15 protein-coding genes are annotated in these 14,189 nt (G+C 66.3%); all 15 read right to left on the bottom strand.

Going from position 1 to position 14,189, the window contains the following annotated elements; all coding sequences use genetic code 11:
- A partial coding sequence (locus AB1I47_RS31905; RefSeq protein WP_354687658.1) for a hypothetical protein occupies window positions 1-277 on the bottom strand: 277 nt, incomplete at its 3' end.
- 601 nt (window positions 278-878) lie between these two features.
- Window positions 879-1,514 (bottom strand): protein phosphatase CheZ, encoded by a 636-nt coding sequence (gene cheZ, locus AB1I47_RS31900; protein ID WP_354687657.1) that lies wholly within the window; start codon window positions 1,512-1,514, stop codon window positions 879-881.
- A 17-nt stretch (window positions 1,515-1,531) separates the two neighbouring features.
- Entirely contained in the window at window positions 1,532-1,918 is a 387-nt protein-coding gene (cheY, locus tag AB1I47_RS31895; protein ID WP_354687656.1) for a chemotaxis response regulator CheY, read from the bottom strand.
- A 70-nt stretch (window positions 1,919-1,988) separates the two neighbouring features.
- Complete coding sequence (locus tag AB1I47_RS31890) at window positions 1,989-3,062, bottom strand: protein-glutamate methylesterase/protein-glutamine glutaminase (protein ID WP_354687655.1); 1,074 nt, start codon at window positions 3,060-3,062, stop codon at window positions 1,989-1,991.
- Window positions 3,063-3,084: 22 nt separating this feature from the next.
- Window positions 3,085-3,738 (bottom strand): chemoreceptor glutamine deamidase CheD, encoded by a 654-nt coding sequence (gene cheD / locus AB1I47_RS31885; RefSeq protein WP_354687654.1) that lies wholly within the window; start codon window positions 3,736-3,738, stop codon window positions 3,085-3,087.
- A complete protein-coding gene (locus AB1I47_RS31880; protein ID WP_354687653.1) occupies window positions 3,738-4,661 on the bottom strand; it encodes a CheR family methyltransferase in 924 nt (307 codons plus the stop codon). Before AB1I47_RS31880 ends, cheD begins: the two co-directional genes overlap by 1 nt.
- 50 nt (window positions 4,662-4,711) lie before the next feature.
- Window positions 4,712-5,206 carry a chemotaxis protein CheW gene (locus AB1I47_RS31875; RefSeq protein WP_209773495.1) on the bottom strand — a complete coding sequence of 165 codons (495 nt, stop codon included), beginning with the start codon at window positions 5,204-5,206 and terminating at the stop codon, window positions 4,712-4,714.
- Window positions 5,207-5,234: 28 nt separating this feature from the next.
- Window positions 5,235-7,271, bottom strand: a complete 2,037-nt coding sequence (gene cheA / locus AB1I47_RS31870) for a chemotaxis protein CheA (protein WP_354687652.1) — start codon at window positions 7,269-7,271, stop codon at window positions 5,235-5,237.
- Between the two features lie 73 nt (window positions 7,272-7,344).
- Entirely contained in the window at window positions 7,345-8,322 is a 978-nt protein-coding gene (gene motB, locus AB1I47_RS31865; RefSeq protein WP_354687651.1) for a flagellar motor protein MotB, read from the bottom strand.
- 23 nt (window positions 8,323-8,345) lie between these two features.
- Entirely contained in the window at window positions 8,346-9,209 is an 864-nt protein-coding gene (gene motA / locus AB1I47_RS31860; RefSeq protein ID WP_354687650.1) for a flagellar motor stator protein MotA, read from the bottom strand.
- A 120-nt stretch (window positions 9,210-9,329) separates the two neighbouring features.
- Window positions 9,330-9,935, bottom strand: coding sequence for a flagellar transcriptional regulator FlhC (gene flhC, locus AB1I47_RS31855; RefSeq protein ID WP_354687649.1), 606 nt, complete (start codon window positions 9,933-9,935; stop codon window positions 9,330-9,332).
- Window positions 9,932-10,249: a flagellar transcriptional regulator FlhD gene (flhD, locus tag AB1I47_RS31850; RefSeq protein WP_010812713.1), complete on the bottom strand. Its 318-nt coding sequence runs from the start codon at window positions 10,247-10,249 to the stop codon at window positions 9,932-9,934. Before flhD ends, flhC begins: the two co-directional genes overlap by 4 nt.
- Before the next feature lie 531 nt (window positions 10,250-10,780).
- On the bottom strand, window positions 10,781-11,515 hold the full coding sequence (locus tag AB1I47_RS31845) for a DUF4088 family protein (protein WP_354687648.1): 735 nt from the start codon (window positions 11,513-11,515) through the stop codon (window positions 10,781-10,783).
- 46 nt (window positions 11,516-11,561) lie between these two features.
- Entirely contained in the window at window positions 11,562-13,403 is a 1,842-nt protein-coding gene (locus AB1I47_RS31840; protein ID WP_354687647.1) for a methyl-accepting chemotaxis protein, read from the bottom strand.
- Between the two features lie 111 nt (window positions 13,404-13,514).
- Window positions 13,515-14,189: methyl-accepting chemotaxis protein (locus AB1I47_RS31835; protein WP_354687646.1), on the bottom strand; the 675-nt coding region annotated here is incomplete at its 5' end.

The raw sequence follows: 14,189 nt of genomic DNA, 5'->3' as shown, positions 1-14,189 counted from the left end.
ACCCCTGCCCCTCCACCACCGCCAACTCACTCAAAACCTGCGTCTCATGCGCCAGCGTAGCCGCAAGGGAAAGCAAGCCTTCCCAAACCCCCTGCTCCAAATCCACCGCCTCCAAACTAACAGCCCCATGCTCACTAGCCATAAGCAATAGCCCGTGAAGCTGCGCCGCCCGTTGCACCGCGAGACTCAGCGGATTCTCCCCAGGGGTGTGAGCGGTGACGAGCATGTCGACACCATTGTGTTCCGCCGTAATACCGTGATGACTATGGCTATACATGGCACACCTCCACATACGCGGCACGCGCGCCCTGCTGCATTGTGAAAGTACTGGAGACAGCCAATCGCCCAGAATGGGCAAGTAAGAACTGAAGCATGGGAATGCCCCCTATCCATACAGGTTCAGTCCCGCTCTCCCCGGGTGCTGATTGGGGTGGGCGGGCGCAAGGCAGGGTTAGCAGACCGGGAGAGAGCAGAGAGCCGGCGAGCCCGAAGGCTCCCCTGCCAGGGCCCGCCCAAAGAAGGGCGTGCGCAGGCACGAACGTAAGGATACCGCCGGAAGGCGAACGTTCGGCTCTCTCTTTCAGGCTGCTAAACCCGGTCGCTACGACGCAGCGACGATCCCAGTATGAAGAGAGGCAGCAAGCGCGAGTATGGGCAAACTCTTAAAACAGCGGTCATCGCCGGATTGCCAGGATGAAGCAGTGCAAAGGTGTTGATGCGGTTGACTTCGTGGATGCGCCGGCCCTCTCCCCCGCCCCCCTCCCGCACGCGGGAGAGGGGAGAAAACATGCGGGCGGGAACAAGCCGTTGGGCTCGCATGCGAAATCGCTGTGCCAGAGCGCAGCCGACGGCTTTCGACCGCCTACCCAACCAAAACCTCAGAACCCCAAACTAGCCAACAAATCATCCACCTGCGCCTGGTCCGACACCACGTCCGGCTTCCCTTCCGGACTCACCTGCGGCCCATTCATCAGCGTCGACGGTGCCTGGACTTCCACGCGCCGCTCGGACGGCACGTTGTCGATCAGCACCTGCAGCAGCTCCTGCTCCAGCGCGCGGATCATGTCCATCATCTTCTTGATGACCTGGCCGGTCAGGTCCTGGAAGTCCTGCGCCATCATGATGTCGAGCAGGTGGCTGTTGGTGGCGCGGGCCTGGCCGGGCACCTCGGACAGGAAGGCGCGGGTGTCGACCACCAGCGAGCGGGCGTCGGCCAGCTCCACCGGCTGCTCGAACCAAGCTTGCCAGCGCTTGTCCAGCGTTTCGGCCTGCTGCTCGATATCGGACTGGATCGGCTGCGCCAGTTCGACTGCGTTGAGCGTGCGCTCGGCGGCCTGCTCGGTCATCGCGGCGATATAGTTCAGCCGGTCGCGCGCGTCGGGGATGGCCTGCGCGGCGCGCTCGATTTCCTTGTCCAGGCCGAGCTCGCGCATATTGTCGCGCAGCATCCGCGTCAGGTTGCCGATACGCAGGATCAGCTGCTCGGCGGAATCGTTGCTGAGGGTCGGAGTCATGGAAACGCTCCTCTGGCTCAGCCGCCGAGCTTTTCGAAGATCTTGGTGATCTTCTCGTCCAGCGTGGCCGCCGTGAACGGCTTGACCACGTAGCCGTTGGCGCCCGCCTGGGCCGCTGCGATGATGTTCTCCTTCTTGGCCTCGGCGGTCACCATCAGCACCGGGGTCTTGCCGATATTGGCGTCGGCGCGGATGGCCTGCAGCATCGACAGGCCGTCCATATTGGGCATGTTCCAGTCCGAGATCACGAACTGGAAGCTGCCGTCCCTCGCCTTCTCCAGCCCGGCGGCGCCGTCCTCGGCTTCCTCGACGTTGACGAAACCCAGCTCCTTGAGCAGGTTGCGGATGATCCGGCGCATGGTCGGGAAATCATCCACGACCAGGATCTTGATGTTCTTGTCCACTTTGATGGCTCCAGGTAAATACAGTTGTGGCTTGTTGCAGGACGCGCAGCCGGCGCGCGCCCCGGTTCGTTTACACCCGCTGCGCGCGCGTGCCGTACGTGGCCAGCCGTGCCATCACGCGCTGGGTCATCGCCGGCAAGGGCACGACTTCATGCACGCCGCCGGCGGCGATCGCCTCCTTCGGCATGCCAAACACGATGCATGTGTGCTCGTCCTGCGCCAGGTTGTAGGCGCCCGCCTCGCGCATGCGCAGCATGCCGCGCGCGCCGTCCTTGCCCATGCCGGTCAGGATCACGCCGATCACGTTCTTGCCGCCATGCTCGGCGGCGGAATCGAACAGCACGTCCACCGACGGACGATGGCGGTTCACCGGCGCTTCCTGCGACAAGTGCGCGACATAGTTGGCGCCGCTGCGCGCGAGCCGCATGTGCGAGTCGCCCGGCGCGATATACGCGTGGCCCGGCAGCACGCGCTCGCCGTGCACGGCTTCCTTGACGGTGATGCGGCACAGCCCGTCCAGCCGCTGCGCGAACGAGCGCGTGAAGCCGGCCGGCATATGCTGGACGATCATCACCGCCGGGCTGTCGGGCGGCAGCGGCATCAGGAATTCCTTGATGGCCTCGGTGCCGCCGGTGGAGGCGCCCAGGATGATCAGCTTCTCGGTCGACAGCAGCGGACTGCGCAGCATTGGCGGGGGCACGCTGGCGCCGGCGTCGGGCTGCGCCGCCGCGCGCACGCGCGCGCGCGATGCGGCGCGCAGCTTGTCGGCGATGGTGTCGGTGTATTCCAGCAGCCCGTCGCGGATGCCCAGCTTGGGCTTGGTGACAAAGTCCACCGCGCCGAGCTCCAGCGCGCGCATGGTGATCTCCGAGCCGCGCTCGGTCAGCGACGACACCATCAGCACCGGCATCGGCCGCAATCGCATCAGCCGCTCGAGGAAATCCAGCCCGTCCATGCGCGGCATTTCAACGTCCAGCGTCAGCACGTCCGGGTTCAGGCGCTTGATCAGGTCGCGCGCCACCAGCGGGTCGGGCGCGGTGCCGACCACTTCCATGTCGGGCTGGCTGTTGATGATCTCCGTCATCAGGCTGCGGATCAGCGCGGAGTCGTCCACGCAGAGCACCTTGATCTTGGCGGCAGTCATATAAGGTCGTGCTTGGTTGGGTTCAGGGAAGCTGGCGCGTGGAAGACTGCCGCGCAAACAGTTCAGGCGTGCGTGCCGGCCCCTTGGCCGAGCTGGCCAGCGCCCGCGCCAGCGCGCTTTCCTCGCGCGCCACCGAGACCTGGTCGTCCTGCCGCGTCAGCCGGCGCACCAGCGCCAGCCCGCCGACCGGGAAATAGCTGACGCGGCGCGCGTGGGGGCCGCGCAGGTCCTGCGCCGCGACGCGGATCTCTTCGGCCTTCAGGTAGCGCAGCACGAACTCAGCGTTGCGGTCGCCGATATTCAGCGTGGTCATGTTGGCCAGCACCGCGCCGCCGCCGAAGACCTTGGCCTCCAGCCGCTCGCGCCGCGCGCCCATCTTGAGCAGCTCGTTGATCAGCACTTCCAGCGCATAGCTGCCGTAGCGCATCGACGCCGACAACAGCCGGCCGGCGCCACCGCCATCATCGTCGGGCAGCATGAAGTGGTTCATGCCGCCCACGCCCGCGACTTCGTCGCGGATGCACGCGGCCACGCACGAGCCCAGCACCGTGGTCAGCACCATGTCCTCGCGGGTCACGTAGTACTCGTTGGGCAGCAGCTTGACCGCCTGCTTGCCGAACTCGCGGTCGAAGTAGGTGCGCGTGGCCAGCGCTTCGGGCAGTTGGGGCGTGCGCATCACGGCCGTCCCGCGCGGATGGCGTCCGGCGCCAGTTCATACACCGTCTGCCCGCGCAGCTGGAACGCGCGCGTGACGTAGGAAAAGTTCTCCGAATGGCCGGCAAACAGCAGCCCGTGCGGCTTGAGCAGCGGCACGAAGCGCTCCAGGATGCGGCCCTGGGTCGGCTTGTCGAAGTAGATCATCACGTTGCGGCAGAAGATCGCATCGAACTGCTCGCGGATGCCCCAGTCGGGCGCGAGCAGGTTGAGCGGCTCGAACGTGATGGTGGAGGCGAGCTCCGGCTTGACCTTGACCGAGCCGGTGCGCGGGCCGGTGCCCTTCAGGAAGAAGCGCTTCAGACGTTCGGGCGACAGCCGCGCGACCTGGTCGGCCGAGTACACAGCGCTGCGGGCCTTGGCCAGCACCTGCGTGTCGATATCGGTGGCCAGCACCGTGCCGGCGCGGTCGCCCAGCGCCTCGGCCAGCGTGATGGCGATGGAGTACGGTTCCTCGCCGGTCGATGCCGCGGAGCACCAGACGCTGTACGGACGGCCGATCTTCTTCGCGTGCTCGGCCAGCAGCGGGAAGTGGTGCGCCTCGCGGAAAAAGGACGTCAGGTTGGTCGTCAGCGCGTTGGTGAAGAATTCCCACTCGGCCGAACGGTCATCCGCCTCCAGCAGCGCCAGGTAAGAGGCGAAGTCAGAAAGCTGCAGCGTGCGCAGCCGCCGCGCCAGCCGGCTGTAGACCATCTCGCGCTTGTGGCTGCCCAGCGAGATGCCGGCGCGCCGGTGGATCAGCGCGCGGATCTTCTCGAAGTCGCGCTCGGTCAGCAGGAAGTCGCGCATCTCGTCGCGCCGCAGCGTGGCGGCCGGCGCGGAGACTGCGCCCGGGAAGCCGGTAAGGCTGCCGGGGGCGCTGGCGGCATTGCGGGACGGCGTCATGGCTTCGCTTCGGTGTTGCGGGTGGCGGCGGGGGCGGTGCGCTGTCAGGCTCAGGCCAGCTCGGCTTCGACCAGCGCCATCTCGGGGCTGGTCATCAGCTTCTCGATATCGATCAGCACCAGCATGCGGCCGTCGACGGTGCCAAGGCCGGTCAGGTGCTCGGTCGAGATCGATACGCCGAACTCCGGCGCCGGCTTGATCGCATCGCCGGTCAGCGTCAGCACATCCGACACGCCATCCACCACGATGCCAACCACGCGGCCGGCCACGTTCAGGATGATGACCACGGTCTGGTGGTCGTAGCGCACGTTGCCGAGGCGGAACTTCAGGCGCAGGTCGACGATCGGCACGATCACGCCGCGCAGGTTGGTCACGCCCTTGATAAAGTCCGGCGCGCTCGAGATGCGCGTGACGGTCTCGTAGCTGCGGATCTCCTGCACCTTGAGGATGTCGATGCCGTACTCCTCCGACCCCAGCGTGAAGACCAGGAACTCCTGGCCCGAAGCGTCGCTTCCGGGGGTATCGATGTGTCCGATGCCGGCCATGATGTCTAGTTCTCCTGTGATTGGACGATTACTGCTGCAGCGCCGGTTCCTGCCGGCGCACGCCGGTGCGCTGCAGCGCGCCGACGTCGACGATCAGCGCCACGCTGCCGTCGCCCAGGATGGTGGCCGCGGAAATGCACGGCACCTTGCGGTAGTTGGTCTCAAGGTTCTTCAGCACCACCTGGTGCTGGCCGATCAGCTGGTCCACCAGCAGCGCGAAGCGCTTGCCTTCGGCCTGCAGGATCACGGCGATGCCCTGCGTGGGTTCCTGCAGCGCGCCCGCCACGTTGAAGACGCGGTGCATCTCCAGCAGCGGCAGGTATTCGCCGCGCACGTGCATCACGCGGTCGGAGTTGGCGGCGGTGTGCACATCCTCGGCCTTGGGCTGCAGCGATTCCATCACGCAGTTCAGCGGCAGGATGAAAGTCTCTTCGCCCACCTTGACCGACATGCCGTCCAGGATCGCCAGCGTCAGCGGCAGCACGATGCGGATGGTGGTGCCCAGGCCCGGGCGCGAACTGATCTCGACATGGCCGCCCATCTCCTGGATATTGCGCTTGACCACGTCCATGCCCACGCCGCGGCCGGAGACGTCGGTAATGACCTCGGCGGTAGAGAAGCCCGGCGCGAAGATCAGTTGCCAGACTTCCTCGTCGCTGATGTTCTCGGACACCGGCAGGCCGTTCTGGATCGCCTTGGCCAGGATGCGCTCGCGGTTCAGGCCGCCGCCGTCGTCGCTGACCTCGATCACGATATTGCCGCCGTGGTGCTGCGCGGACAGGATCAGCTGGCCGGTCGCATCCTTGCCGGCGGCGACGCGCTTGTCCGGCGTCTCGATACCGTGGTCCAGGCTGTTGCGCACCAGGTGCGTGAGCGGATCGATGATGCGTTCGATCAGGCTCTTGTCGAGCTCGGTGGCCTTGCCGAAGGTGACCAGGTCGATCTGCTTGCCGAGCTTGCTGGCGAGGTCGCGCACCAGCCGCGGGAAGCGCGAGAACACGTAGTCCATCGGCATCATGCGGATCGACATCACCGCTTCCTGCAGGTCGCGCGCGTTGCGCTCGAGCTGGCCCATGCCGGAGAACAGGCGGTCGAACAGCACCGGGTCCAGCGACGATGCGGTCTGCGCCAGCATGGATTGCGTGATCACCAGTTCGCCCACCAGGTTGATGATCTGGTCGACCTTCTCGGTCGGCACGCGGATCGAGCCTTCGCCTTGCGCGTGCGCGGCGGCGGGGGACGGCCTGGCCTTCTCGCGCGCGGGGGCGGCCGCTGCAGGCGCCGGAGCCGGCGCGGCGGCAACCGGTGCCGGCGCGGGGGCCGCGACGGGCGCGGGCACCGGCGCGGCTGCCGGGGCATCGGCAGCGGCTTCGATCACGATCTGGTCCATGTCGATCACGAAGCAGCACACCGCGATGATGTCGTCGGCGCTGCATTGCGTGTTGAGCCATACCACCAGCTCGCCGTTGACCTCCTGCTGGCCGGTGATCTCGCCCAGGTTGGCGAGCTCTTCGCGCAGCAGCGCCTGGTCGGAGGCGGAGACCTTGATCAGGCGGATCTTCAGGCCACCGCCCGCGGGGGCGGCGGCCGGTGCGGCGGCGGCAGCGGCAACAGGCGCGGGTGCCGGTGCGGGCGCCGGTGCAGCGACCGCTTCGCCAGCGTGCCCGGCCGCTTCCTGCGCCAGCTGCTGCAGCACGGCGCAGATGCGCGCCAGCGTTTCCGGATCGGGTTCGGTGCCGTTGCGGTAGGCGTTGAGCTGATCTTGCAACACGTCCTTGGTTTCCAGAAAGGTGTCGATGATGGTCCTGGTCAACGCCAGTTCCTGCCGGCGCGTGCGGTCCAGCAGGTTCTCGAAGATGTGGGTGGTCTCGGTCAGCGCCGCGAACCCGAAGGTGGCCGCCCCGCCCTTGATCGAATGCGCCGCCCGGAAGATCGCGTTCAGATGTTCGGGATCGGGCGACTCGATGTCCAGGCCGAGCAGCAGCTGCTCCATTTCCACGAGCAGTTCTTCCGCTTCTTCGAAGAAGGTCTGGTAAAACTGTGTGATATCGATATCGACAGACATGGCGTCCTGACTCACTAATTGACTGCGCTGCGCGCGGGCGCCGCCGGGCGGCCGCGCTTGATGGGTTGCTGCATCACGGCTTGCTGCTCTTCGCCGGGGTGGCCGCCGGCGCCGCAGGCCCCGACGCGGCCGCGAGGGCCCCCTGCACTTCCTGCGCCATCTTGCCGGCCTGCGCCGCCACCGAGACCTCGGCAGCGCTGGCGTTCTCGGCCTCGAAACGCGCCTGCGCCTTCTGGTTGAGCACGACAATGCTGATGCGGCGGTTGACCGGCGCCAGCAGGTCCTGCTTGTCCAGCGGCATGGTCGCGGCCAGGCCCAGCACGCGCAGCACCTTGCCTTCCTGCATGCCGCCCGCGATCAGCTCGCGGCGCGAGGCGTTGGCGCGGTCGCCGGACAGTTCCCAGTTGCTGTAGGTGCGCTCGCCGTTGGAATAGTTGGCCGCGTCGGTGTGGCCGGACAGGCTGACCTTGTTGGGCAGCTCGTTCAGTACCGGGCCGATCTCGCGCAGGATGGTGCGCATATAGCTTTCGACGATGGCGCTGCCGGTGCGGAACATCGGCCGGTTCTGCGTATCCAGGATCTGGATGCGCAGGCCTTCGCTGGTGATGTCCAGCAGCAGCTGCGGCCGGAACTGGCGCAGCACCGGGTTGTTCTCGATGATCTGTTCCAGGCGCTGCTTGAGCGCGCGCAGGCGCTGCGCTTCCTGCTGTTCGTTGCGGCGCTGTTCGTCGCTGGGGTCATTGTCGCGGGCGCGCATGACTTCGCCGTCCTTGCGCATCGCGTCCAGCCCGCCGCCCGGGATCACGCTGGGCGACTGGCTGCTTTTCTCGCCGCCGACGATCGCCACCTTGAGCGGCATGCGGAAATACTCGGCAATGCCTTCCAGCGTTTTCTTGTTGGCGCTGGACAGCAGCCACAGCACCAGGAACAGCGCCATCATCGCCGTCATGAAGTCGGCGTAGGCGATTTTCCAGCTGTGGTTGCCGTGCGGCCTGGCGTGCGATTTCGCCCTGCGGACGATGATCGGACGCATGTCATGTGCGCTGCTCATGGCGGTGCTCCCCTGCCTGCCCGTCAGTTCAGGCTCTTGACTTCACGCACGTGGTCGTCCAGCTCAAGGAACGACGGCCGCACCGTGGAGTACAGCACCTTGCGGCCAAATTCCACCGCCACCAGCGGCGCATATCCGTTGAGCGAGGCGAGCAGCACGACCTTGATGCACTCGTAGACCTTGACGTTCTCGGACACCTGCAGCTCGATGCGCGCGGCCAGCGGCGAGATAAAGCCGTAGGCAAGCAGGATGCCGAGGAAGGTGCCGACCATCGCATGCGCGATCAGCGCGCCCAGCTCCGCCGGCGGCAGGTCGGCCGAACCCAGCGCATGCACCACGCCCATCACCGCGGCGACGATGCCGAACGCCGGCAGGCCATCGCCGACGCGCGACAGCGCATGGGCGGGGATCTCGGCTTCATGGCGGAAGGTCTCGATCTCGTGGTCCATCAGGGCCTCGATCTCGAACGCGTTCATATTGCCGTTGACCATCATGCGCAGGTAGTCGGTGAGGAATTCCATCACCACCGGATCCGACAGGATGCGCGGGTACTGGCTGAACACGCTGCTGGAGGCGGGGTCCGCGATTTCCTTTTCCAGGAACAGGATGCCCTCGCGCCGTGCCTTGGACAGCAGCACGTACAGCAGCGACATGACGTCCAGGTACAGCTCTTTCTTGTACTTGGAGCTCTTGAACAGGCCCGGCAGGGCCCTGGCGGTGGCCTTGATGGCCTTGCCCGTATTGGTGGCGATAAAGGCGCCGATGGCGGCGCCCGCGATGATCACCACTTCGGCAGGTTGATAAAGCGCGCCCATATGGCCGCCGGTCATGGCGTAACCGCCAAGCACCGCCGCTACCACGACGACATAGCCAAGAACTACTAGCACGATCGGATCCCCGTCTAAAAACGCGCGTCAGCCACGCACAATTGCCCGTTGCACGGGCGAACGGAGATGCGTCCGTCCGCCAGCGCTGCAAGCTTGCCAGCCGGCGGACTTCGACCAGGATCAGGCGTTGGTCTGCTCGGCGGCGGCGTCTTTCGAGAGCTTCTTCACTTTCCCTGCGCGTGACGGCGGACGGCACAGGCTGCACACGAAGTTCGCGTGCGGCTCATACGCGTGCGTGACGAACTGTCCGCCGCAACACGTGCAGCGGGACAGCTGCAGCATGTTGCTCTCGAAGAACCGTACTAACGTCCAGGCACGCGTGAAACTTAAGACAATTTCACCGCCCAGCAGCGAAACGTGCTCGAGGTAGAGCCGGTACGCCGCCACCACCGCGCGGATGCCCACGGTCTCGCCTTCCTGCACCATGAACTGGTACGCGGAGAAGAACAGCGACGAGTGGATATTCGGCAGCCAGGTGGTGAACCAGTCGGTCGAGAAGGGGAGCATGCCCTTGGGGGGCGAGACGCCGCGCAGCTCCTTGTACAGCCGGATCAGCCGGTCGCGCGACAGCGTGGTCTCGGCTTCAAGCACCTGCAGGCGCGCACCCAGGCCGATCAGCTCGATGGCGAGCTGGGTCTGGTTGGCATCCTGCAGAACGCTCTTGCGTGCGGCTGTGGAGGTGGCCGTGAAGCTCCGGCTTGGTTCGGCCTTGAGCAGCGCGGTCAATTGAGCGACTCCACAGGCTGACGGGCAAGCAGGATCGCGGCGTGGATCTGCTGCATGTCATGGCTTTTCGCCGTGTGGGTCAGAGTGGACAGAAGCGCATGGTCGTCGAAGCGAAACCTGCACAGCACCATGTTGGATGCCGCCAGCTTGACGAGTTGCGCCGAAGTCAGCTTGGCAAGGATATCCGCGATTTCCTTGCTGACCCCGAGCCGGAACATGGCTTCGACCTGGTTTTCGCGCACCAGGCGTTGCGCGAGCAGCAGATAGGCGAGGTTAACCTCCCTGATCTCCTGGAGAACTTCACTGCTTTCCAATTTTTCCCCGCTACCAAAAAACCCGCCAGGGCCGCTTGTCCGGTGCTTACCGTTGCCCTTAAGGACAGCGGCGACCAGATCGTTTGTATGCGGCTGGGCGGGTACAACGTACGACTGAAGGAACTACGCCCGTGTCTTACTTGTTATCGACCCCGTTACAAGTGTTACAGAGTGTAAGTGAGACTGTTACGTTTATATCGGCAATTTGCCTGCACTGCCAATCCCTACTTACGCGGGGGGCAAGCAAATGTCGCACGGAAGATACATGGGTGCGGCCATTTTGTGACACGTCACAATTCTGTCGCCTGTTCCGCGCAATGTAGTTACGCACACGCCATATCCATCAACGCATGAGTGCCGCAAGCGGGACCCTGCGGGATTCCTCTATTGACGCGTGCGGCGCTTGGTGCTCATGGCGCCCGTGCACGCGGAATGGCTGTCCGAAATTCCCTCGTCCGAAATGACATGCGTCACGTTGACGCATGCGGCCTTCCATTGGCGCCCCCGTCGTCCCATATCGCGACGCGTGGCTCACGATCCGAACAGGCGACGCAGCCATGCAGCGAGACGCGCGAACACATCGTCGGGCGCTTCGCGGAACAGCGCGGGACGCGTGCGTTCCACCTGCTCCAGCACGCGCGCCGCTTCGTCGGGCTGGATCGAGCCGTACTCCAGCGCGAGCCCCAGCATGCCGCGCAGTTCGCCCACGCGCACGCGGCCGGTGGTCTCGCTCTCTTCGGTCTGCAGCGCGTACATCAGGTCATAGGCACGCTGGCGCAGGCTTTCGGCGAGCCGCCACGCCGGCGTGCGCATGCGCTCCTCCAGCACGCGCACGTCTTCGGCCGAGGCCGCCACCTGGGTGGCCAGCGCTTCGGTAAAGGCCGGGTCGGCACCGCAGTCGGCCAGCACCTGCGCGGCCCATTCGCGCGCATGCGTCAGGCGCTGCTCGGGCGTCCATTCGGTTTGCACAGCCAGGCCGAAGCCAAAGCGCTGCGCATCGCGCATCAGCGCCGCCAGTGCATTGGGAAGCTGCTTGTCAAACACGCGCCGCGCCCAGCCGTACTCGCCGCCGGACAGCAGCCGCGTGACGGCGCGCTCGGTCAGCGGGCCGTCATGCTGCATCAGCCGGGCGCGCAGGAAGTCGTTGAACTCGGGCGGCAGGAACTCGCGGTCCAGGCCGGAGGAAACCCCGATGAACTGGTCGAACTCCTTGCGCAGCCTGGCCGCATCGTCATGCGGCAGGGCCAGGGTGATCTCGGTCGTCATGGCTATGCCATCCCGGGGCCGCCGCGCGGCCCAATGCATGGGTGGATCAGAACGCGCTCCAGTCGCCGTTGTCGGCACCGGCCAGCGCGGGGCGCGAGGTGCGCGCGGCAGCGGGGCGAGCCGCTGGTGCCGCGGCGTCGGCCGCAACATCGGCAGCTTTGGCACCGGCGGCGGCAGTGGCCGCCACGGCCACAAGCTTGCGCGTGGCGATGGCGCGCACGGCGCCGCCCACCTTGACCTTGCCCTTGCCGGACGATGACGGCGACGCATGGGAAGATGGGGAGGACGGCAGCGTGAACGAAGCCTGCGCATCCCCGGCCGCCAGGCGGAACATCGCCACCGCGCCCTGCAGGCGGCTGGCCTGCTCTTCCAGCGCGCCGGCCGCGGCGGCGGCTTCTTCCACCAGCGCCGCGTTCTGCTGCGTGACCTCGTCCATCTGCGCCACGGCCTGGTTCACCTGCTCGATGCCCGAGCTCTGCTCGGCCGAGGCCGCACTGATCTCGCCCATGATGTCGGTCACGCGCTTCACCGCCTGCACGATCTCGTCCATGGTCTTGCCAGCCTGGCCCACCAGCGCCGAGCCGTTGTCGACGCGCTCCACCGTATCGCCGATCAGGCCCTTGATCTCCTTGGCCGCATTGGCACTGCGCTGCGCCAGGCTGCGCACTTCGCCCGCGACCACGGCAAACCCTCGCCCTTGCTCGCCGGCGCGCGCGGCTTCCACCGCGGCATTGAGCGCCAGGATGTTGGTCTGGAACGCGATGCCCTCGATCACGCCGATGATGTCGACGATCTTCTTCGACGCGGCGTTGATCTCGTCCATGGTCTGCACCACCCGGCCCACCACTTCGCCACCGCGCAGCGCGGTGTCCGAGGCATTGGCGGCAAGGCCGCTGGCCTGGCGCGCGTTGTCCGCGTTCTGGCGCACGGTGCTGGTCAGCTCTTCCATGCTGGAAGCGGTCTGCTCCAGCGATGCGGCCTGCTGCTCGGTGCGCTGCGACAGGTCGTTGTTGCCCGCGGCGATCTCGCGCGAGGCGGTGCCGATCGATTCGGCCGATTCCTTGAAATCGCGCACCATGCGCGAGAGCTGCTGCTGCATCTGCTGCATCGCATAGACCAGGCTGCTCTTGTCGCCGGCGCGCGTGGCCACCGGCGACGAGAAATCGCCCTCGGCAATGCGCGCGGCGATCTCGGCCGCATAGCCGGGCTCGCCACCGAGCTGGCGCGACAGGGCGCGCGCCAGGAACAGGCCCAGCAGCACCGACAGCGCCAGGCCGCCCAACACCAGGCCCAGCATCCAGATGCGGGTCGCGTCATAGACGCTGCGCGCTTCTTCCATGTTGTTGCGAGCGCGGTCGTCGCGGCGCTTGACCATCTTGAACATCACCGCTTCCAGCGCATGGCTGTCCTTGAGCAGCTCGGCGCTCTCTGAGAACACCTGGCTCTCGAACTGCGAAGTATCGAGCGGCTGCTTGCTGACCAGCTCCACGTACTTGTTCATGCGCTCGCGAAAGGCCGGCGCCAGCTGCTGGTACTGCTTGACCATCGCCTGCCCTTCAGGCTGCTGGAACACGCCCGCCACCTGGCGGATGCGCTCATCCATCAGCGCGAGCGACTTGGCGATCTGCTCCTTCTCGGCGGCGCGCTCGCCCATGGTCGATGCGGACAGCAAGCCGATCTGCGAGCGGCTGGCATACACCAGGTTGATATTGGCGTCCTGCACCGCCTTCAGCGCCTGCAGGTCGCCGTGGTAGATCTTGCCGGTCCAGTCCGCCATGCGTCCCATGTTGACGACGCCCAGCAGCCCCATCACGGCGCCGATCACGGCAACGACCAGGAACCCGGCAACCAGCCTGGTCGTGACGCGCAATTGATTGAACCAATGCATAGCAACTCCCCTTTATTACTGAAAGCCCCGGGCGCGGCGTGCCGCGCCCGCTTTATGCGCATGCGGGTCGATGGCCCGCAGCTGCGGATCGGACTGGCCTGGTGCTGTGCACTAAGCCCGTGCCATTGACTGAACGGCGCCGGCGCGCTCCGTGCCTGTGCCCGTGCCCTTGTGCCGTTGCGGACGAACCTCTGCCTGCATGCTGACGCGGAAGGTGGCGATGGCATCGCGCAGGCGCAGCGCCTGCTCTTCCAGCGCGCCGGCCGCGGCCGCGGCTTCTTCCACCAGCGCCGCGTTCTGCTGCGTGCCTTCGTCCATCTGCGCCACCGCCTGGTTGACCTGCTCGATGCCGGAGCTCTGCTCGGCCGACGCCGCACTGATCTCGCCCATGATGTCGGTGACCGACTTCACGGCCTGCACGATCTCGTCCATGGTCTTGCCGGCCTGGCCCACCAGCGCCGAGCCGTTGTCGACGCGCTCCACCGTATTGCCGATCAGCCCCTTGATCTCCTTGGCCGCATTGGCGCTGCGCTGCGCCAGGCTGCGCACTTCGCCCGCGACCACGGCAAACCCTCGGCCTTGTTCGCCGGCGCGTGCGGCTTCCACCGCGGCATTGAGCGCCAGGATGTTGGTCTGGAACGCGATGCCCTCGATCACGCCGATGATGTCGACGATCTTCTTCGACGCGGCGTTGATCTCGTCCATGGTCTGCACCACCCGGCCCACCACTTCGCCACCGCGCAGCGCGGTGTCCGAGGCATTGGCGGCAAGGCCGCTGGCCTGGCG

This window comes from Cupriavidus necator (assembly GCF_040578825.1).
GTDB lineage: Bacteria > Pseudomonadota > Gammaproteobacteria > Burkholderiales > Burkholderiaceae > Cupriavidus > Cupriavidus necator_E.
The sequence above is the reverse complement of the archived record's forward strand: the minus strand, read 5'-3'. Positions and strand labels throughout refer to the sequence as shown.